Origin of the sequence: Agrobacterium sp. CCNWLW155, assembly GCF_036888815.1 — a bacterium.
In the GTDB taxonomy this organism is placed as follows: domain Bacteria; phylum Pseudomonadota; class Alphaproteobacteria; order Rhizobiales; family Rhizobiaceae; genus Agrobacterium; species Agrobacterium radiobacter.
The window spans coordinates 311,161-331,762 of record NZ_JBAKFW010000003.1; the positions used below are offsets into that span (position 1 = coordinate 311,161).

General features: G+C 60.2%; 20 protein-coding genes and 1 riboswitch. Of the genes, 6 read left to right on the top strand and 14 right to left on the bottom strand.

Annotated elements, in window-relative coordinates; translation table 11 throughout:
* Positions 1-93: 93 nt before the first annotated feature.
* Complete coding sequence (locus V6S97_RS13940; RefSeq protein WP_112356278.1) at positions 94-585, bottom strand: BA14K family protein; 492 nt, start codon at positions 583-585, stop codon at positions 94-96.
* A gap of 179 nt (positions 586-764) precedes the next feature.
* Here V6S97_RS13940 and V6S97_RS13945 point away from each other — a divergent pair, with 179 nt between their 5' ends.
* The gene (locus V6S97_RS13945) at positions 765-1,475 is read left to right on the top strand and encodes a GntR family transcriptional regulator (protein WP_112356284.1); all 711 of its coding nucleotides are present in this window, start codon (positions 765-767) and stop codon (positions 1,473-1,475) included.
* A gap of 51 nt (positions 1,476-1,526) precedes the next feature.
* Here the strand turns inward: V6S97_RS13945 and V6S97_RS13950 are convergent, their stop codons facing one another.
* Together V6S97_RS13950 and alr are read right to left on the bottom strand one after the other, a co-directional pair.
* Entirely contained in the window at positions 1,527-2,783 is a 1,257-nt protein-coding gene (locus tag V6S97_RS13950; protein ID WP_060726895.1) for a D-amino acid dehydrogenase, read from the bottom strand.
* Positions 2,784-2,790: 7 nt separating this feature from the next.
* The gene (gene alr / locus V6S97_RS13955) at positions 2,791-3,957 is read right to left on the bottom strand and encodes an alanine racemase (protein ID WP_111793254.1); all 1,167 of its coding nucleotides are present in this window, start codon (positions 3,955-3,957) and stop codon (positions 2,791-2,793) included.
* 126 nt (positions 3,958-4,083) lie between these two features.
* Here alr and V6S97_RS13960 point away from each other — a divergent pair, with 126 nt between their 5' ends.
* Positions 4,084-4,542: an Lrp/AsnC family transcriptional regulator gene (locus V6S97_RS13960; protein ID WP_003500727.1), complete on the top strand. Its 459-nt coding sequence runs from the start codon at positions 4,084-4,086 to the stop codon at positions 4,540-4,542.
* Between the two features lie 207 nt (positions 4,543-4,749).
* Here V6S97_RS13960 and thiD read toward each other — a convergent pair whose 3' ends face one another.
* From thiD to V6S97_RS13985, 5 genes are read right to left on the bottom strand one after another with little or no spacing between them, the layout of a single operon-like run.
* Positions 4,750-5,547 carry a bifunctional hydroxymethylpyrimidine kinase/phosphomethylpyrimidine kinase gene (thiD, locus tag V6S97_RS13965; RefSeq protein ID WP_111797170.1) on the bottom strand — a complete coding sequence of 266 codons (798 nt, stop codon included), beginning with the start codon at positions 5,545-5,547 and terminating at the stop codon, positions 4,750-4,752.
* Complete coding sequence (gene thiE / locus V6S97_RS13970; protein WP_107677376.1) at positions 5,544-6,206, bottom strand: thiamine phosphate synthase; 663 nt, start codon at positions 6,204-6,206, stop codon at positions 5,544-5,546. Before thiE ends, thiD begins: the two co-directional genes overlap by 4 nt.
* Positions 6,193-6,933, bottom strand: a complete 741-nt coding sequence (locus V6S97_RS13975; RefSeq protein WP_111797172.1) for a hydroxyethylthiazole kinase — start codon at positions 6,931-6,933, stop codon at positions 6,193-6,195. Before V6S97_RS13975 ends, thiE begins: the two co-directional genes overlap by 14 nt.
* A complete protein-coding gene (locus V6S97_RS13980) occupies positions 6,930-7,880 on the bottom strand; it encodes an ABC transporter substrate-binding protein (protein WP_060726892.1) in 951 nt (316 codons plus the stop codon). The genes V6S97_RS13975 and V6S97_RS13980 overlap by 4 nt, the downstream gene beginning before the upstream one ends.
* Complete coding sequence (locus V6S97_RS13985; RefSeq protein ID WP_111793270.1) at positions 7,877-8,662, bottom strand: ABC transporter permease; 786 nt, start codon at positions 8,660-8,662, stop codon at positions 7,877-7,879. The genes V6S97_RS13980 and V6S97_RS13985 overlap by 4 nt, the downstream gene beginning before the upstream one ends.
* A gap of 126 nt (positions 8,663-8,788) precedes the next feature.
* A riboswitch (TPP riboswitch) is annotated at positions 8,789-8,891 on the bottom strand.
* Between the two features lie 195 nt (positions 8,892-9,086).
* Here V6S97_RS13985 and V6S97_RS13990 point away from each other — a divergent pair.
* Positions 9,087-10,376, top strand: coding sequence for a TadE/TadG family type IV pilus assembly protein (locus V6S97_RS13990; protein WP_060726994.1), 1,290 nt, complete (start codon positions 9,087-9,089; stop codon positions 10,374-10,376).
* A 22-nt stretch (positions 10,377-10,398) separates the two neighbouring features.
* Here V6S97_RS13990 and V6S97_RS13995 read toward each other — a convergent pair whose 3' ends face one another.
* From V6S97_RS13995 to V6S97_RS14020, 6 genes are all read right to left on the bottom strand, one after another.
* Positions 10,399-12,393: an alpha-glucosidase gene (locus V6S97_RS13995; RefSeq protein ID WP_112356373.1), complete on the bottom strand. Its 1,995-nt coding sequence runs from the start codon at positions 12,391-12,393 to the stop codon at positions 10,399-10,401.
* Between the two features lie 11 nt (positions 12,394-12,404).
* On the bottom strand, positions 12,405-13,259 hold the full coding sequence (locus V6S97_RS14000) for a carbohydrate ABC transporter permease (protein ID WP_060726889.1): 855 nt from the start codon (positions 13,257-13,259) through the stop codon (positions 12,405-12,407).
* A 4-nt stretch (positions 13,260-13,263) separates the two neighbouring features.
* Entirely contained in the window at positions 13,264-14,175 is a 912-nt protein-coding gene (locus V6S97_RS14005; protein ID WP_003506425.1) for a carbohydrate ABC transporter permease, read from the bottom strand.
* Positions 14,176-14,349: 174 nt separating this feature from the next.
* Entirely contained in the window at positions 14,350-15,600 is a 1,251-nt protein-coding gene (locus tag V6S97_RS14010; RefSeq protein WP_111793268.1) for an ABC transporter substrate-binding protein, read from the bottom strand.
* 50 nt (positions 15,601-15,650) lie between these two features.
* Positions 15,651-16,727 carry an ABC transporter ATP-binding protein gene (locus tag V6S97_RS14015; protein WP_080866814.1) on the bottom strand — a complete coding sequence of 359 codons (1,077 nt, stop codon included), beginning with the start codon at positions 16,725-16,727 and terminating at the stop codon, positions 15,651-15,653.
* A gap of 335 nt (positions 16,728-17,062) precedes the next feature.
* On the bottom strand, positions 17,063-17,767 hold the full coding sequence (locus V6S97_RS14020; RefSeq protein ID WP_080866812.1) for a GntR family transcriptional regulator: 705 nt from the start codon (positions 17,765-17,767) through the stop codon (positions 17,063-17,065).
* A gap of 100 nt (positions 17,768-17,867) precedes the next feature.
* Here V6S97_RS14020 and V6S97_RS14025 point away from each other — a divergent pair, with 100 nt between their 5' ends.
* From V6S97_RS14025 to V6S97_RS14035, 3 genes are read left to right on the top strand one after another with little or no spacing between them, the layout of a single operon-like run.
* Positions 17,868-19,025, top strand: a complete 1,158-nt coding sequence (locus tag V6S97_RS14025; protein ID WP_111793232.1) for an LLM class flavin-dependent oxidoreductase — start codon at positions 17,868-17,870, stop codon at positions 19,023-19,025.
* Positions 19,025-19,918 (top strand): aldo/keto reductase, encoded by an 894-nt coding sequence (locus V6S97_RS14030; protein ID WP_080866809.1) that lies wholly within the window; start codon positions 19,025-19,027, stop codon positions 19,916-19,918. Before V6S97_RS14025 ends, V6S97_RS14030 begins: the two co-directional genes overlap by 1 nt.
* Positions 19,918-20,442 carry a flavin reductase family protein gene (locus V6S97_RS14035; protein ID WP_003506438.1) on the top strand — a complete coding sequence of 175 codons (525 nt, stop codon included), beginning with the start codon at positions 19,918-19,920 and terminating at the stop codon, positions 20,440-20,442. The genes V6S97_RS14030 and V6S97_RS14035 overlap by 1 nt, the downstream gene beginning before the upstream one ends.
* Positions 20,443-20,602: the final 160 nt, after the last annotated feature.

Below are 20,602 nucleotides of genomic sequence, written 5' to 3' on the forward strand. Positions count from 1 at the left end.
GCGCGGGGCCGGTTAACGCATGATGAAAAGCCGCGGACGTTTCCGTCCGCGGCCTGACAATAACGACCATAATTGTGCCGAAGGTCGGCTTGATCAACCCGCTACGCAGAAATGACGCTGGCCGTCATAATCCGTATAGGTCCCGGTGCGGGAATTGAAGCTCCGGTAACGCTGCGAGCAATAGTCGTACCAGGCGTTGGTCCATGGCTCGATGGTGCGATAGGTGGCGCGCTGGCCGTAAACCGGGCGGCTGTCATAGACAGGTTGCGGGCGGTAGACCGGGGCGGGGCGATAAACAGGCTGCGGCTGGGGCCGATAGTAGCGATAGTCCGGCTCTTCATCGACATAGCTCGGCTCATAGCGGCGGGGCGGGTCGATATAGACGCGCTCATCATCCACCGGCGCCGGGCGCGACATTGCGGAGCCGACGGCGACACCGGCGGCAAGACCGAGCACACCGCCCAGAATGGCGGCGTCGCGACGATCATGGCGGTCCCAGTCGCCAGCGGATGCGCTGCTCAAGGGAGCAATGGTAGCGGCGGCGACAGCGATTGTCAGAACTGTTTTAGCTGCAAAGGACGACATGGTGTGTTCTTCCGTACAGGTGGCAGGGCGCTGCCAGTTGCAAATTCGATGGTTAAGGAAATACAGCCCGGCTGCTGAACGGGCGCTGAATGAATTGTGGCGGACCGGCGGCGGCCCGCAATTCCTGTTTGCGTGCGCCGCACTTCGCGCTAGAACTCAAGAACAAACAGGACGCCCCGATGAGCCTTTCCCAGATAACCGTCAATTCCGACACCTCGCATGAAGACCGTGCCCAGGCCATTCGCGATACGCTGCGTGACGCCATTGTCGACCGCCGGCTTGCGCCGGGAACCAAACTGTCGGAATCGGAAGTGGGTACGCTGTTCGATGTCAGCCGCACCGTGGTGCGCGCCGCACTTCAGATGCTGGCCTATGAGGGGCTGGTGAAGGCTGAGCGCAACCGCGGCGCCTTCGTTTCCAATCCCACACCGGATGAAGCGCGGCAGGTGTTCGCCTCACGCCGGCTGATCGAACCCGGTGTCGTCGATGCCGCCATCGAAAAAATCACGCCGGCAGCAGCCAAGCGGTTGCGGGAGCATCTGGTACAGGAAAGCCGCCACCAGCATGAACGTGGCCCGAGCGCCAGACGCGCGGAAATCAAGGCATCGGGTGATTTCCACCTGATGCTGGCCTCGCTTGCCGGCAATGCCATTCTGGAAAAATTCATGGACGAACTGGTCGCCCGCTCGTCGCTGGTGATCGCGCTTTACGGCCGCTCGGGTGTCTCGAGCTGCGGCCACAATGATCATGCCGATCTCTTGGATGCGCTGGAGGTAAAGGATGCGGCAAAGGCTCGTGCGCTGATGTTGCAGCATCTTGACCACATCGAGGCCGACCTTGACCTGCGCATGAAGGAAGGTCTGGCGCTGAAGGATGCGCTGGCGCTCTGATTGACTGCCCGTCCCGTCTCGCGGGACGGGGATGGGCGGACTAATCTCGTATCAGGCGGCGTAACGGCTGATCGCCAGATCGTGGGTATCTATCTCGGGCTTGTTCCCGCTGATGAGATCGGCAAGCACCCGGGCGGAGCCGCAGGACATGGTCCAGCCGAGCGTGCCGTGGCCGGTATTGAGATAAAGATTGCTGTAGCGGGTGGCGCCGATGACAGGCGTACCGTCCGGCGTCATCGGGCGCAGGCCGCACCAGAACTTCGCCTGGGTCTGATCGCCAGCGCCGCCGAACAGGTCTTCCACCGAATGAGCCAGTGTTTCCTGCCGCGCTGCCGGCAAATCCTTGCTAAAGCCGGCGATTTCAGCCATGCCGCCGGCGCGGATGCGTGAGCCAAGCCGGGTGATAGCCACCTTGAAGGTCTCGTCCATGACCGTAGAGACGGGCGCGCGCTCCTCCTTCACGATCGGAACCGTGATGGAATACCCCTTCACGGGGTAGACCGGCAGAGTAAGGCCAAGCTGGCGCAGGAATTGCGGAGAATAGCTGCCGAGTGCGGCGACGAAAATGTCAGCCTCCACCAGCCCTCGGGTGGTTTCCACCGCCTTGACGCGTCCTGCTTCAACGATGGGGCGCATGATGCCGGTATCGTAGAGGAAGGTAACGCCGGCTTCTTCGGCCATGCGGGCAAGTTCAGTCGTGAACATGAAGCAATCGCCGGTTTCGTCGCCCGGCAGGCGCAGGCCGCCCACGATCTTCTCCTTCGCCGGCGCGAGGCCGGGTTCGATGGCGGCGCAGCCGTCGCGGTCGAGAATCTCGAAAGGCACGCCGCCCGCCGTCAGCACGTCGACATCCTTGCCGATGGCGTCGAACTGCTTCTGGGTGCGGAATACTTCAAGCGTGCCCTGCATGCGCTGGTCATATTCGATGCCGGTCTCTTCACGCAGGGCCATCAGGCAATCGCGGCTATATTCGGCGACGCGCACCATGCGGCTCTTATTGATCGCATAACGCGCCGAGGTGCAGTTGCGCAGCATCTGGCTCATCCAGCGCCAGGCGGCCGGGTCGGCCGTCGGGCGGATGATCAGCGGCGCGTGTTTCATGAACAGCCATTTCATCGCCTTGACCGGAATGCCGGGGGCAGCCCAGGGCGAGGAATAGCCGGGGGAAACCTCTCCCGCATTGGCGAAGCTGGTTTCCAGCGCCGCTGCCGGTTGGCGGTCGATCACCGTCACCTTGTGTCCGGCTTTGGCCAGATACCAGGCGGATGTCACGCCGACGACGCCGGCTCCGAGGATAGTGACGTTCATGATCGTCTCACTTGTGATTGACTGATGTTGAAGCAATGGCCGGGGTTTCACCCGGCTGAATGTAACTGCGGCGATAACGGCGTCCGAGTCCTGTCAGGATTTCATAGGCGATCGTGCCCGCATCGTCGGCGATGTCTTCCAGCGTCTGGTCTGGCCCGATCATCTGCACGAGACTGCCCTGCGTCAATGCGTCTTCGGGCAGGGCGGATATGTCGAGAATAATGCTGTCCATCGAAACGCGGCCCGCAATCGGCAGGCGCACGCCGTTATACCACGCCGCGCCGCGATTGCTGAGCGAACGCGGCAGGCCATCAGCGTAACCGGCCGCGATTGTCGCAAGCCGCGTCGGACCGGGCGCCTCGAAAGATCCGCCGTAACCGACCAGCGAACCGGCTGGAACAGTGCGGGTCTGGATGACGGCGAGGTCAAGACGAACGACCGGCTTCATCGGATTGGGACGGGCAACAGAGGGGGCGCCGCCATAAAGCGCGATGCCGGGGCGCAGTAGGTGGTTGTGGTAATCATTGCCCAGAAAGATGCCGCCGGAGTTGGAAAAGCAGACCGGTACATCAGGGAACGCAATGGCGCCTTTGCGCATCACCGAAAGCTGCGTGGCATTGGAGGCATGGTCCGGTTCATCGGCGCAGGCGAGGTGGCTCATGACGAAGGCGATGTCGATACCATCAAGCAATTGCGGCTGTGAGGCGAGGACTTCAAGCTCTTCGGGGGAAAGGCCGAGACGGCACATGCCGGTATCGATCTGCACGGCGGCGGCAAGCCTTCCGCCAAGCTTCTTGGCGTGGGCCGACCATTGGGCGATCTGCTCCAGCGAGTTCAGAACGGGAGTAACGGCCATGGCGGCACAGGAGGTCTCATTGCCGGGCTGAAGACCATTGAGAACAAAAATCCGCGCTTCTGCCGAAAGTCGGAGCCTGAGCGCTAGCGCTTCATCGATATGGGCGACGAAGAAATTGCGGCAACCCGCCTCGAACAGGACCTGCGAGACGATATCCGCACCCAGGCCATATGCATCGGCCTTGACGACCGCTGCCGTCTGCGATGCTGGCGCCATCGCCGCAAGGGCCAGATAATTGTCGCGCAATGCGCCGAGATCGATGGTCAGATGGCCGCTTGCACCACCGGCTGCCTGCTGGCGGCTGATCTGCATGTCCATGTCGTTCACCCTCATTTTTATCTCATCAGGGTATTGCAACGATTATCGAATTTCTTGGCTATTGTTCGAAGGAAATGCGATAGAGTTCGTAATCACGCAATTTTCTTTTGCTAATTGGAATCTTCTATGTCGTCCCTCGATGCGACCGACCGCCATATCATCCGTCTGCTTCGGCTCAATGCCCGCATCAGCAATGCCAAGCTTGCCGCTGAGGTCGGACTTTCGGCATCCGCCTGCCTTCGCCGGGTCGATATTCTCGAGCGGGAAGGGATTATTCGCGGGTACACGGCGCTGACCAGCGGCCTTGCCGGCGGCGAGGTGATTTCGGTCATCGTGCAGATCACGCTGGATCGGCAAACAGAGGATTTTCTCAACCGTTTCGAAAACGCGGTGCGGCGATATCCGGAAATCCGCGAATGTTATCTGATGACGGGCGGCTCGGATTATTTTCTGCGCTGCGAGGCGGAAAGTGCGGGGGATTTCGAGCGTATTCACAAGGAAATTCTGTCGAAACTGCCGGGGGTTTCGCGCATTCATTCGAGTTTTGCGATCCGGAATGTGCTGGCGACGCCGAAGGCGCGGTAGCGTGGAGCGTATGGCTTACCTCCGCTGTCCTGTCGGACATCTCCCCCTCAAGGGGGGAGATCGGATGGAGCCACCGCTTGTTCCCTCGCAATCATCTACTATCAATAAAGTGGCGTCACTGAATGTCGTGGGCCAGCCACTTGTCGATCTCCCCCCTTGAGGGGGAGATGTCCGACAGGACAGAGGGGGTAAGCCCCGCACTCTGCACTAACTCCACCACCGATAAAAATGATGCACTGGCCCCCGCCCATTCCCAACGGCAAGCCCCCGCCCGGCATCGAGCGCCCCGTTCAGATACCCCTTGGCAAGCCCCACCGCCTCCCGCAACTCACAACCCTTGGCAAGATGAGCCGTAATCGCCGCCGCCAGCGTGCACCCCGTGCCGTGGTCGTTTTTCGTCTCCACCCGGGGTGCGGAAAGCGCCTGCATGTTACCGTCCGCAAACAGATAATCCGTGCTCTGCGGCCCCTCACCATGGCCGCCCTTGATGAGCACCGCTTTCGCACCCGCTTTCAGGATTGCATCGGCCTGACGGGAGATCTCCTTCTCCGTGGTGGCGATCGGCGTGCCGGTCAGCAGCGCCGCTTCGGGCAGGTTCGGCGTGACGATGGTGGCGAGCGGCAGAAGCTCGCGCCGCAATGTCTCGATGGCATCTTCATGCAGCAAACGGTCGCCTGACGTCGCCACCATGACCGGATCCAGCACCACCGGCTGTGATTGCTGCCGAAGCCGTTCGGCGATGGCGGCGATGGTTTCGATCCGCGATACCATGCCGATCTTCACCGCATTGACGGCAAGATCGGAGAATACCGCCTCCATCTGTGCGACGATGGTGGCGACGGAAATATCCTCTACCGAGGTCACGCCTCTGGTGTTCTGGGCGGTGATGGCGGTGATGACGCTGGCGGCATAGGCGCCAAGCGCTGAAAAGGTCTTGATATCAGCCTGGATGCCCGCGCCGCCGCCGCTGTCGGAGCCGGCAATGGTCAATGCAATTGATGTCATGGTTGTCTCGCTTTCAGCGTGGCGTCAATTGCGGAGCGGAAGTCCTTGGCCGCACTGGCAATATCGGCCGCACGAAAAATGGCGGAAATGACCGCGACACCATCCGCACCCGCCTTGATGACAGATGGTACACGCGCAAGATCGATGCCGGCGATGGCGCCCACCGGCATATCAGGTCGCCATTCCCTCAAAAGGGCGCGCAGCGTCGCAAAACCGTCGATGCCAACGGGCTTGTCCGGATTGACCTTGGAAACGGTTTCGAACACGCCGCCGATGCAGGCGTAGTCGACAGGCAGGGAAGCCGCCCGTTCGGCATCGGTGCGATTCTTGACGGTGAGGCCGATGATCGCCTTTTCACCGAGAATGCGCCTTGCGGTCTTTGCATCCATGTCGTCGACGCCGAGATGCACCCCGTCCGCGCCAGAAGCGAGCGCCACATCCACACGGTCGTTGATGACAAGCGGCACGCCGGTGCCGGCGATGGCCTCGTGAATGGCGCGGGCGTTTTCGATCATCTCCCGCGTCGAGCCGTGCTTGTCGCGATATTGCAGAATGGTCGCGCCGTTGAGTGCGGCGGCGAGAGCAAGCTCCGGCAGCGGTGCGACATCGCTAAGGCTTGCGTCGACCAGCGCGTTGAGGCGGTAATCAACCTTGTTCATGCTCGATCCTCGCGTGATTGATGATGTCCTCACCGGAAATTTCGGAAAGCGCATCCAGAAATGCCGATTCAAATGTGCCGGGGCCTCCGGCGTGTCTGGCGGCGAGTTCGGCGGAAACGCCTGTCACGGCAAGGGCGGAGGCCGCCGCCGTCAGCGCATCTTTTTCCACCGCCATGAAGGCGGCGATGACGCCGCCCGAGAGGCAACCCGTGCCAGTCACCTTCGCCATCCACGGATGGCCGTTGACGATCCTCACGCTGCGGGTCGTGTCGCTGAGGTGATCCACAGGCCCGGTCTCGATCCTCACCACATCAGGCACATCGCCGATCAGGCTCATTTCGGCGTGATTACCGCGCACGATGGTCGGGGAAAGTGCGATGAGTTCGCGCGCGAACTCCAGCCGCGACGGTGAGTAGTCGCAATGCACGGGGTCGACGATCCACGGTTTGCCGGAGGCATTGGCGATCTCTATCGCCAGCCGGATGACCCCGCGCCGTTCGGCATCCAGTGTGCCGAGATTAACGGTCAGTGCATCCGCCTTGGCCACGAAGCTCTCGATTTCCTCGAGCGAGGTGGTCATGGAAGGAATTCCGCCGACGACGGTGATGCCATCCGCGGTGAATTTCTGCACCACGGTGTTCATCAGGCAATGCACGCGCGGGCGCGTCTGCCGGACGCGCTCCAGAATTTCGGCGGCCTTTGCCGCTGTTGGATAAGTCGTCGTCATGGCTGCTGCAGCTCCACGGCGATGTCGTCCGCCGCCGGCGCCTGCTTGATCAGCTGCATCTCCTGCATGAAGGCGCCAAAACGGGCATAGCGGGTGCGGTCGAGTGCGGCCGGGCGCTTGGCGAAACGCGGCAGCGTGTCGAAGAAGGCCTGCTTATTCAGCGCGTCGTCAAGGTTTGGATAGGCCTTGATGAAAAGCTGCCAGGCTTCCTGTGGGTGGTTGGTGATGAAGATCGCGGCCTGTTCCACGGCGGAGAGGAAACGCGGCAGGCGGCTGTCTTTTACGAGATCGCGATGGGTGACGAAGATCAGCTCGTCATAGGCCGGAACGCCATGTTCCTCGGGAAAGAAGGAGCGGCCCTCATGTCCCTCGAGCTTCATCTGCGTCAGCTCGAAATTGCGGAAACCGCCAAGCGTGGCATCCACCTTGCCGGCGATCAGCGACGGCGAGAGCGAAAAATTGACGTTGATGAGTTCGACATCATCCTTCGTCAGCCCGTCCTTTTCCAGCATGCGCTTCAGCATGGCATCTTCGAAGCCGGATACGGAAAAGCCGACCTTTTTGCCCTTCAGATCCTTCATGCTCTTGATCGGCCCATCGGCGAGAACGGTGACGGTATTGAGGGGCGTTTCGACCAGCGTGCCGAAACGCACGAGTGGCAGGCCGGCGTCGTGGTCGAGATAGAGGTTCGGCTGGTAATGCACGCCGATATCGGCCTGTTTTGCCGAGACGAGACGCGGCACGGCGGAGGGGTCTGCGGGCGGAACCAGTTCCACCTCCAGCCCGGCATCGGCAAACAGGCCGCGTTCTTTTGCAATCACCATCGGCGCGTGATCCGGATTCACGAACCATTCGAGCAAAACGGTGAGCTTGTCGGCCGCCTGGGATTGCATGGGCGCAAGCACGCTTGCAGCCGCGACGACGAAGGAAAGAAGAGTTCGTTTCATGGTGCCGAAAGTCTCCGCAAATATCTGAAAGGAGTGGTGTGTTCTGTTTCTTTGGCCCAGGGGGCGAGATGTGCTGTCGAGAGATCGACGATAAGCCGCAGCAGCACCGCCATGACCGCGAGAATGGCCATGGCGGCGAACATGGTGTCGGTCTGCATCCGGGCATTGGACTGGATCATCACAAATCCGAGCCCTGCGGATGCGCCCACCCATTCGCCGATGACGGCGCCCAGCGGGGCTAGCGGCGCCGCCACTCTCAAGCCCGAGATCAGCGACGGGAGCGCCAGCGGCACACGCAACCGGGTGAGGACCTGCCAGTGGCTCGCCTTTGTCAGCGAAGCGGCGTCGAGGATGGCGCGCTCCGTGCGGTTGAGGCCGTCAGTGAAGGAGGACGCGACCGGAAAGAAGATGATGATCGCCGTCATGACTACTTTCGAGGCCATGCCGAAACCGAACCAGAGGACGAGAATGGGGGCGAGCACGAACACCGGAAAGGCCTGCAACACCAGAACCATGGGCCAGACGAGGCGGCCGAGGCGCGGAATGGCGGCAATGGTGAAGGCGACGAGAATGCCGGCGGTGATTCCCGCCGCAAGCCCGAGCGCCATTTCGCTGAGCGTCACCAGAGCCTGTCCGAACAGGAAGCCGGGCTGGCGCAGAAAAGCGCCGGCAACATCGGCGGGCGATGGCAGGATATAGCGGGGTGGCGAAAACAGCCACGTTCCCGCCTGCCAGAAAACCAGCAGAAGACCGACACCGTTCAGCGCATGGATGGCACGCATGGGCCGGACCTCAGACGCAGACGCACCATGTGCGAAGGGCGGAACGTTTCAGCATCATCATTCGTCTCCAGATGTGACAATCACGGAGATCAGGGCAAAGCGGAGAAGAGAAAGGGTAGCGCCCCTTGGGCGCGACAGTTCCGTTCCTACGCCGGCATGACCCGGATCAGGTTCAAGGGTCCGGCTCAACGCCATCTCAGCACCGTCTGGTGCTCCCCTCGGAAGAGTTTGTTTTGTAAGTCAAGTTTCATAAATGTCAACGTCCCGCCGCCGATCCGTCGTCAGGCGCGATCGCGGGTACCCGTATCCATCTGCGTATTAGTTATTGAGGAAATTAGATTTATCGAAAATTAGTTATCTCTTGAAACTGCCTTTCAATATTGTACGACTAATTTGACCCCGGGAAAGATGATTGGGGGCGAATTTGAAGAGCTTCTGGCAGGATAAATCGGGAAATTTCGGCATTCTCAGCGCCTTGTTGATGGTGCCGCTGATTGGCGCCGCCGGCGTGGCCCTTGATGTGACGCACGGCATGGCCGTCAAATCAGACCTGCAGATGGCGGCGGATGCCGCGGCCCTCGCGGTGGTTGCCGATACGTCGGCGAGCGTTCACAAGGCAAAGGAAATGTCGAGTGACGGCGTCATTACGCTTGGCGGCGATGAGGCTTCCGCATTCTTCGAAAGCAATGAGAGGGCCAATCCCGACTACAAGCTCCTGTCTCTCGACGTGTCGGTGATCAAGCGCGGTAACGCCATCGAATCGTCGGTCAGCTTCAAGGCATCCATCGGCACGACGCTTTCACGGGTCCTCGGAGAGGATCTCATCACTGTTTCGGGCAAGGCGACCGCCAAATACGAGACGGAAACATTCAGCGACTTCTATGTGCTTCTGGACAACACTCCTTCGATGGGCGTTGGCGCCACGCCGGCCGATGTCGCCACCATGGTTGCGAATACGAGCGACAAATGCGCTTTCGCCTGTCACATCGTGACAAACGGGGTGGTGGACAAGAACAGCTATTATTACAAGGCCAAAAGCCTCGGAGTGACGACGCGCATCAATGTGGTCGCAAAGGCCACGGCGAGCCTTATGGACACGGCGAAGTCCAACCGCAAAAGCAGCAATCAATATCGCATGGCGGTCTACACTTTCGGAGAGAAAGCCGAAGATACGAAGCTGCTCGAGGTCGTTCCCTTGACGTCGGATCTGGCGACCGCGAAGAAGAAAGCCGGTGAAGTCGACCTGATGTCGATCCCAAAGCAGGGATTTAACAACGACCAGCAGACGGATTTCGACCGGGCACTCACTCAGATCGGCGACAAGATCGGCAATTCTGGCACCGGGGCGAGTTCGGCCAGCCCCGAGAAGATTATCTTCTTCGTTTCAGACGGTGTCGGCGATAGCTACAAGCCATCCAGCTGCACCAAAAAGACGACCAGCGGCCGCTGTCAGGAGCCGATCGATATCAAATATTGCACGAAGCTGAAGGAAAAGGGCTTCCGGATCGCCGTGCTCTACACCACCTATCTGCCGCTGCCGACCAATGACTGGTACAATAGCTGGATCGCGCCCTTTCAGCCGGAAATCGGCGCACGCATGCAGCAATGTGCTTCTCCGGGACTGTTCTTCGAAGTCAGCCCGTCGCAGGGCATCAGCGACGCGATGACCGCCCTCTTTAAAAAGGCCATCACATCACCCCGCCTGACGGGGTGATGGAGAACGAACCCGCTATCGTTCAGCCGATGGTGCGAAGTTTTTCAAACAGCTGCCGCTGGCTGCTATCGGCACGGTAGAATATCGCCGGCTCGCCGAGCGGCGCTTCGACGGTAATGTCTCGCCCGCCGCGATAATGCGTGTCGCTCCAAAGATGCACCCATTCGCCGTCGCCCGGAAGATAGAGCGAACGTTGCGTTTCTCCGGCTTTCCAGACCGGTGCGACAAGCATGTCCGCCCCGTAGAGGTAGCAGTCCTGAATGGCGTAGGTCTGCCGGTCATCCTCATAATGCAGGAAGAGGGGGCGTTGCACCGGCAGGCCCGACTCTGCAGCCTCGGCGGAGAGCGACTTCAGATAGGGGGCGAGCGCGACATAGATGGATGTCATACGGGCGAAATGGGCAAGAACCGTGTCATCCTGATCGATCTGCAGATTGTCGCGCGGCCTGTTGCCCTCATGGGTGCGCATGACCGGCGTGAAGGCGGCCATTTCCGTCCAGCGCATGATGAGTTCAGCGGTCCTGACATTGCCGAACAGGCTGGTATAACCGCCGATGTCGGAGTGGTGATAGGCATTGCCCATGAGGCCGGAGGAAAGCGCGCCGCAGATGACGGTGACCAGGCCGTCGTGACGGGAGAAGTCGACAGACTGGTCGCCGCCCCAGATCAGCGGGCAATGGGCTTGCACGCCCGTGAAGCCGGCCCGCATGAAGAACAGCGCTTCGCCGGTCTTTCCCCGGTTCTCGACGGCTTTCGCATTGACCTCGGCCCAGAGTGTTGGCCAGGCATTGTGCATCAGCTTGGCATCGACACTATTGGAAAGCGTGATATCGATCGGCAGGTATTCGCCGAAATCGGCCATCCAGCCGGAAAGGCCGAAATCCAGCATATTCTTGCCGATGATCTCCTCGGCGAACCATTCGGCGGCGGCCGGATTGGTGAAATCGACCACACCGCAATCGAACTCGCCGAAATCCACCAGCGCCGTTTTTCCCTCGGCGTTGGTGGCGAAATAACCAGCCTTTTCGGCGACCGGGAAAAGCGGGCCGTCGACGCAGAGATAGGGGTTCACGTAACCCAGGAAGCGGATGCCCTGATCGGCAAGCTCGGCGATCTTCTGGCGCAGATGCGGATAGCGCGTATCATTCGCCTGCCAGTCCCAGAACAGGCGGGCGCCAAAGGATGTCTGGCGAAGACCCACCCAGTCCTCGCACCAGAGGCCGGACACCTTCGTTCCGGCTGCGCGGATTTTCTCCAGCCGGGCAAAGGAGTTGGCGCCGTCCTTTAACCCGATGATCGCACCATTATAGACCCATTCCGGCAATTCCGGCTGACGTCCGAACCGCAGTGAAAGCGCGGAAACGATATCGGTGAAACTGTCGCCGGCGAAAAACTCGATCCTTTCAGGGATGGCCCAGATTTCGATTTCGTGGAAATCGTCATTGCGGAAATCGAAGACCGAATAGGCGCTCGTTTCCACATGCAGCGCATATTTGCGCGACGAGAGCCAGGTCGGCTGCGGATAGTTGGTGTTGTAATAATCACCGCCCGCCTTGCCGCTGACGTCAGACTTGAAGGTGATTTCGGTTGTCTTGTCGCGGCCGACCCCCGGCTCGGAGGTCCAGAGCGGGAAACGACGGCGGCGCATGTCGAAATAGGACATCTGCTCGCCGCCACCCCAGACATGCTCGTCCGTTTCCGCAACGATGCGCAGCCAGAGGCGGTTGACGGTTTCATCCAGCGCCGTCAGCAGGACGGCGTTACCGTCGAGCGTCAGGCGAAGGCGCGGTGCCTGTCCCGGTGAGGATGAGAGCGTGACGCTGTCGCCGTTGACCTCCGCATGGCGTAGGGCGGTTCGCTCGATGACATAGTCTTCGATATCGAAATTGCCGCGATACATATCCATCCGCTCCTTGCCGAAACCGGCGAAGAAGGCCGGACTATCAGACGAATGGGAAAGGATGGTGCGGTTGCCGATCGCGAGTGTGAAGCCGTCTTTGGTCGTTTCGAAATGCATGACTTAACCTTTTAGCCCTTGAGACCACCGGCGGTGAGGCCCGAGACAACCCGTTCTTGGAAAATGACGATCAGGATCGCGACCGGCACGATGCCGACCACCAGCGCCGCCGAAATGACCGGCCAAGGGAAGGCGAACTCGCCCTGATACAGCTGGATGCCGACGGGAAGCGTGCGGAGCGCCGGATTGGAATTGAAGGACAGCGCCAGCAGGAACTCATCCCAGGCATTGACGAAGGCGAGGATACCGGCGGTGAAAACGCCCGGTGCGCAGAGCGGCACGACGACCTTGAAGAGTGCGCCGATGCGGGTGCAGCCGTCGATCATGGCGGCGTTTTCGAGATCGCGCGGAATGCTTTCGAAGAAAGAGACGAGCATCAGCGTGCAGACCGGAAGAGAAAGGACCGTGTAAGGCAGAATCAGTGCCGTCCAGCTGTTGAGCAGGTTCAGCGCGCGCATGATTTCGAACAGCGGCACCAAGAGCGTCACCAGCGGGAAGGTGGAAACGGCGATGATGAGTGAGAGGATCAGCGCCCGGTATTTGAGGTTCAGCCGCGCCAGCGCATAAGCCGCCAGCACCGAAATCAGAATGGTGAGCGCCGTGGAGAGTAGGGCCACCATGAAGCTGTTGAACAGGAAGAGGTGCAGCGGCTGGTCGGAAAAGGCCTGCATGTAGTTAGCAAGCGTCGGGGTATGCGGAAACCACGTGATCGGCTTGACCGTCAGTTCCGCTTCGGTCTTCAGCGAGGTGAAGAGGATCCAGATTGCCGGGAAGAGGCCGTTGACCAGCAGGATGGAGGCCGCGATGAAGCGCAGCGGCTTGCCGGAAAAGACGGAGGACAGACCGGAATTTGCAACGGTGCTCATGGGATCAGTCCTTCGTCCTAATGATGCGGAGATAAACGGCGGTAACGCACATGGAGAGCGCAAACATCATGACCGCCAGCGCCGAACCGTAACCGAGATCAAGGAAGGAAACGGTGTTCTGGTGGATATACATGGCAAGCGTTGTGGTGGACGTGCCGGGGCCGCCGCCGGTCATCATGTAAGGAATATCAAAGGTCTGCAGCGCCGTGATCGTACGGAAGATGAGGGCGACGACGATCGAGGGCTTGAGAAGCGGCAGGGTGATTTCGAAGAACTGGCGGACCTTGCCGGCGCCATCCACATCAGCCGCTTCATAGAGCGAGCGTGGAATGGTCTGAAGGCCGGCGAGGATCATCAGCGCCATGAACGACGAAGTTTTCCAGATGATCGTCAGGCAGATGGCCGCAAAGGCCCAGTTCGGCGAGTTGAACCAGATGATGCCTTCAAAGCCCAGCCGGTTCAGAACGTCATTGACCACGCCATATTCGTAATGGAAGAACCATGCGAAGATGAGGCCGGCAAAAGAGAGCGGCAGCGCCCAGGGAATGAGCAGCGACAGGCGCATCGGCCACTGCATGGAGAAGGGGAGGTTGGCGAGCAGCGCCAGCCCTAGGCCCATGAACAGCGCGCCAGGCACGGTGATCAGCGTTATCAGAACCGTATTCCAGGTCGTTTCCCAGAAGATCGGATCGTCAAACATCGCCGTGTAGTTTTCAAAGCCGATGAATTCCGCCGGCAGGCCTGATGTCAGCGACAGGCTGAAAAACGAGGTGTAGACGAGCCGCGCCACCGGATAAACGATGATAAGCGAAAGCAGGATCGCTGCCGGCGCCAGCAGAAGCACGGCCAGCGACCGGTCGCCGAGATCGAGCCACCGCGTCCAGCGCGGCTGCGGTTTCTCGTCCACCCGAACCATGGTTCTATCAGGCATTGTCACGTCTGCCACTCCCGCAACTGGATTCACGTCATCGTCTCCCGATCGGACCGGTTTATATCCGGCCCGTTTATCGCGCCGTTCAGGCGGCTTTATTCCTGTCAGTCGAAACGGCCGGAAAGGGCATGGTTTGCATGCCGCCTTCCGGCCCAAAGCTTAGCGCAGAACGCGCCGCAGACGGCTTTCCATCTGCTTTGCGCCGTCTTCCGGTGTCATCACGCCGGCAAGCACGCCATTGACCGTGGTGCGGATTGTCTCGCTGACCTCGTTGTAACGCGGTGTCACGGGGCGGGCCTTCGCGGTCTCAACGACTGGCAGGGCGTCCGCGAACCAGGGGATCGTCTTGGTCACGTCCGCATCCTTGTAGAGTGCGGCATAGGTGGGCAGAAGGGCGGCGTTGATGGCCATGAACTTCGACACATCCTGACCCGAGAGATACTCCACCAGCTTCTTGGCTTCGTCCTGCTGCTTGGAATAGGCGGAAACGCCGAATTCCCAGCCGCCGAGGCAGGTCGTCTGCTCGCCGTCTTTGACGGCGGGCAGGCGGGCGACGCCGACCTTGTCGTTCACCTGCGATTCCTTGCCCTGGAAATGGGTCCAGGCGTAGGACCAGTTGACGGCGAAGAGAACCTTGCCGGCCTGGAATTCCTTGCGGGTATCGTCGGTTGCCACTTCCGAAATGTTCTTCTTGGAAATGCCTTCGTCGACGAAGCTCTTCCACAGCTTCAGCGAATCCACGGCGGCCTTGTTGTCGAAATTCAGTTTGCCGTTTTCAACCAGGGACTTGCCCTCGCTCCAGTAGGGCAGGAGGAAGGTGCAGACCGCGCCTTCGATCGCCTTACCCTGGAAGGACAGGCCCTGAAGTTCGGGGTTCTTTTCGCCTTCCATCACCTTCTTGGAAGCTTCCTTCAGCTCGTCCCAGGTGGTCGGCGGCTTGATGCCGTATTTGTCGAGCAGGTCTTTGCGGTAATAAAGGAACATGGAATCGGCGAAGGCGGGCAGCGCCACGATCTTGCCATCCACGGTGTTGGCTTCCGCATAGGTCGGCAGGTAGGCGGACAGGGCCTTGCCGGCAAAATCGCTGGTCCAACCGGCCGTGGCGAACTGTGCCGGGCGGATGACGTCGAGCATTAGCACGTCGAGGCTTGAATCCTTGGCCGACATGACGGTGTTGAGATATTGCGCCTGCATTTCCGAGGTGTTGCCGCCGGTCTCGATGACCACCTTCACACCCGGCGTCTTGGCCTCATATTGATCAAGCGCCTTGCGCCACACATCCGGCTGATGCTGGCTGGAAACGAAGATTTTCAGTTCGGCGTCGGCAAAGGCCTGTCCCGAAAAGGCGAGCATGGTCGCGCAGAGCGCTGCACCCATAAGGGCTTTGCCCCGGATAGCTTTGAATGTCATGTGTTCCTCCCGTTATTAAACCCTTGGCCGCGGCATTTTTCGCCGGGCGATCAGTGGATAGAGCGTTCCGTTGCCGCGTCGAAAAGATGGACCTTGGATGGATCGACGCCGATCCGCAGTTCCTCGTTCGGCGTCGGCCGAAGCTGCGGTGGCATGCGTGCGGTCAGCGCCGCATCGCCAAGGCTGAAATGGACGAGCGTGTCCGAACCCAGCGGTTCCACAACCTGCACCTTGACCGCAAGCTGCGTGTCGAAGCCCTCGACGGGGCCGAAATGTTCCGGGCGAATGCCGACGATGACTTCACGCCCGTCGAGGCCCGTTTCGCGGGATGGCCGGATGGCGGCCATCGGCAGGGAATTGCCATCGGAAAATGCCAGCCGGTCGCCGCTCACCTTTGCGCGGGCGAAATTCATCGCCGGGGCGCCAACGAAACCGCCCACGAAGACGCTTTCCGGCCGGTTATAGACCTCGTCAGGTGTGCCGACCTGCTCGATATCGCCGCCGCGAAGGATGACGATGCGGTCCGCCAGCGTCATGGCCTCCACCTGGTCGTGGGTGACGTAAATGATGGTGGTGCCGAGCTGCTGGTGCAGACGCTTGATTTCCGTGCGCACCTGTCCGCGCAGCTTGGCATCCAGATTGGAAAGCGGCTCGTCGAACAGGAAGACCTGCGGACGGCGCACGATGGCGCGGCCCATGGCCACACGCTGGCGCTGGCCGCCCGAGAGCTGGCCGGGTCGCCGGTCGAGAAGGTGCTCGATGCCGAGCATCCTCGCCGCCTCGTCAATGCTGGCATTGGCCTGCGATGCGCTGACACCGCGCACCTTCAGGCTGAAACCCATGTTTTCGCGCACCGTCTTGTGCGGATAAAGCGCATAGTCCTGAAACACCATGGCGATGTCGCGTTCGCGCGGCGGGAGCCGGTTGACGACACGGTCGCCGATCCTCACCTCGCCGTCGGTAATGCTTTCCAGCCCCGCGACCATGCGCAGCGTCGTGGATTTGCCGCAGCCGGAAGGGCCGACGAACACCACGAATTCTCCATCGTTGATTTCAAGGTCGATGCCCTTGACGATGCGAAGCGCACCGTAACTCTTGTCCAGCTTGCGCAGGCTGACCGAAGCCATATTTTCCTCCTCACGACCGGCGCGTCCAGAATTTGAATGGACGCAATAGCCGGTATCAACCTTCAAATTCCACGCATCGCATCTTCGAAAATCGATCCCGATTGTCTGGCGATATCGTGGGATGGCGAAACGCCTGTCTCCCTGAGGTCGTGATATTACCTTTCATAAAAAGGAAATCAATAGTGTATCAATTTTATTTCTGACAGAAATCAAAAACTATTAACTCATTGATTAAAAGAAATATAACTGCAAAATCAGCCCGACGGCAGGCCGCTGCTTGCTTGCCTCCCGTCAAATTCTTTCATCCATGTGGATCACGCGAAATTTGCGCAATCTCAACGTATGCGTGAAACGTATCGTGCGACGGTATGGTCGAACCAGGTCCATGAAACTTCGGCCACGGCGCCATCCTGCGCCTGGCTGAGGCGCAGAACCCGCGGCACCGAAACGCCGGCTTTCTGGCCGAAAACCTCGGGCGTCCATTCGGGCAGGTCGCCGAGATCGATGCGATCCTCCGCCTTCGATATCCAGAGGTTGAGGCGGGTGCGGTAATAGAGGTAGAGGGATTCCGACATGTTCTCGATGGCGATTGTGTCGACGTAAGAGCCGTCAAGCCAGATCTCCTCGATGGCTGCCGGTTTGCCGGCGATGCGCCGCAGACGGCGGATCCTGTGCCCTTCCGCCGATGTGCCGAAGGCGGGCAGGTTGGCAGGCTTGGCAAGGCGCGCCACATCCAGAACCTCCGCCGTCGGCAGGCCGCCGCCTTCGATCAGTTCGAGCCGGAAGAAGGCGTAGACGCTTTGCGGATCGCTGACGGCGCGGATGTAATTGCCGGAACCCTGCACGCGCTCCAGAAGGCCGCGTTCCTGCAACTCGGCAAGCGCCTTACGCAGTGTGCCGACGGCGATGCCGAGATCGGCCGCCATATCGCGCTCCGGCGCCAGCTTCTCGCCATCGATCAACCGGCCCGCCGCCACTTCGCGCACCAGCATTTCGGCGATCTGCATATACATGGGCAGGCTGCCGCCAGTGTGTTTCATATACCGTTTCCTCCCACGAAACAAAAATTGATACATCATTGATTTACATATTTCTTGATGTTATGCAAGAAAAACGAGAGCGGCCTTGAGGAGGAATTGCATGACCGTCGTACCCGTTACATCCGCTGATCTCGATGCTGCCGAGGTCTCCTGGTTTTCCGCTTTGTGTTCCGATGACTACGCCTATCTCGGCGTGCCTGACGGCAGCCTGCGCTCCAGCTTCGAGCATTGCTCCGATATCGTCAAAAAAGCCGAAGAACTCGGCTTTCGCAACATTCTCTGCCCTTCGTCCTATCAGGTCGGGCAGGATACGCTGAGCTTCGTCGCCGGCTGTGCGCCGATCAGCGACCGCATCAATTTCCTTGCGGCGATCCGCTGCGGCGAGATGCAGCCGATCATGCTGGCGCGCACGGTTGCCACGCTCGATCACATGCTGAAGGGCCGCCTGACGCTCAACGTCATCAGCTCCGATTTCCCCGGCGAAGTGGCCGACAGCGCCTTCCGTTACAAGCGCAGCCACGAGGTCGTTGAGATTCTGCGTCAGGCCTGGACCCGCGACACCATCGATCATGACGGCGAGATCTACCAGTTCAAGGGCGTGTCGACCGAACCGGCAAGACCCTACCAGCAAAATGGCGGCCCGCTTCTCTATTTCGGTGGTTACTCTCCCGATGCGCTGGAACTCTGCGGCGCACAATGTGACGTCTATCTGATGTGGCCCGAGACGAAGGATCAACTGGCAGACCGCATGCGCGCCGCCAATGAGCGCGCCGCCGCCCATGGCCGCACGCTGGATTATGGCCTGCGTGTCCATATGGTCGTGCGCGATACCGAGCAGGAAGCCCGCGAATATGCCGAACATCTGGTCTCGAAGCTGGATGATGAGTATGGCCAGCTGATCCGCAACCGGGCTCATGACAGCGGTTCGCTCGGCGTCTCGCATCAGGCACGAGCCCGCGAACTCGCTGACAAGTTCGGTTATGTCGAACCCAATCTGTGGACCGGCATCGGCCGGGCGCGCTCCGGCTGCGGCGCGGCGCTGGTCGGTTCGACGGATCAGGTTCTTTCGGCGCTGGAGGACTACCAGAAGATGGGTATCCGTGCCTTCATCCTTTCCGGTTATCCGCATCTTGACGAGGCGGAACATTTCGGCACCAAGGTTTTGCCGCAGATTAAAACCTGCTCCCTGCCGCATGCCTACGGCCGGGTGCCTTCTGAAACGCCGACCACGCCGCTCGGCAACGGGGAACGTCACTGATGGAACGCATTGCTCTTTCCGACAAACTCGAACTCAGCCGCATCGTCTATGGCATGTGGCGCATCGGTGACGACGCCGATACATCGCCCGCCCATGTGCAGGCGAAGATCGAGGCCTGCCTCGCGCAGGGCATCACCACCATGGATCAGGCCGATATTTACGGCGGATACACGGCGGAAGCGATTCTGGGGGCGGGCCTGAAGGCCGCGCCCGCACTGCGCGACAAGATCGAAATCGTTACCAAATGCGGCATCGTTGCGCCGGCCGGCCGCCACTCCGCCGCCCGCGTCAAGCACTACGATACGACGGCTGGCCACATCAATGCTTCGGTTGAGGCATCTCTTCGCGACATGGGAACAGATCACGTCGATCTGCTGCTCATTCACCGTCCGGACCCGCTGATCGACGCGGAAGAAACCGGCAAGGCGCTCGATGCGCTGGTGGCGTCCGGCAAGGTGAAGGCCGTCGGCGTCTCCAACTTCCGCCCGTGGGACTTTTCCCTGCTGCAATCGGCCATGAGCAATCGGCTGGTGACCAACCAGATCGAGATGAGCCTTCTCGCCACGGATTGCTTTACCAATGGCGATCTCGCTTTCCTGCAGGAAAAGCGCGTTTCTCCGATGGCATGGTCGCCGCTTGGCGGCGGTTCGCTGTTTTCGGGTGCTCATGGTGGCACCATGGCTGCCCTGCAGCGCATCGGCAAGGAACAGGGCGTTGATGCGACGGCTGTCGCGATCGCCTGGCTGCTGCGTCATCCGGCGAAGATCGTGCCGGTGCTCGGCACCAATAATATAGAGCGTATCAGAACCGCAGCCGATGCGCTCCGCGTGACGATGGACCGCCAGACCTGGTTCGAACTCTACACCCTTGCGATTGGAAAAGAGGTGCCGTGATGACAGTGGCAGAGGCGATCAAGATGCCCAATGAGCATGTATTCGTTCCCGGCGGCGAAAACAGCCGCAGCTTTCGCAATGCGCTCGGCGCTTTCACGACAGGCGTGACTGTCGTGACCGCCACCACGCCGGAAGGCCCGATCGGCATGACAGTCAACAGCTTTGCGTCAGTGTCGCTTGATCCGCCGCTGGTGCTCTGGTCACCGGCCAAAAGCTCATCACGTTATCAGGCCTTCAGCGGTGCGACCCATTTTGCCATCCACGTTCTGAGTGCGGATCAGGACGTGCTGAGCGCCCGCTTTACCCGCAACGGCCGTGCCTTCGACGATCTGGACTGGGAATTGAACGACGAAGGCGTGCCGGTCATCCCTGGAACGCTTGCCCGTTTCGAGTGCCGGCAGGCGGCGGCCCATGATGCGGGCGACCACACCATCATCGTCGGCGAGGTGCTGCGCGCCGCGCATCGTGATGGCGATCCGCTGTGTTTTTCGGGCGGCACCTTCGGTCGCTTCGCCCGGCAATAGTGGAACCTTCGGTCATTCCGGAAAATTCGGTATTAGTGATGCCGTTATTATGGAAACACTCCGCTTTTCTAAGGAGCGCACTGGTCGCGCTCCTTTTTTGCGAAGTAAAATAGCATTCTTCGCTTTTTATACTGACGCTGATCTCTTAAGCCGGGTTAAG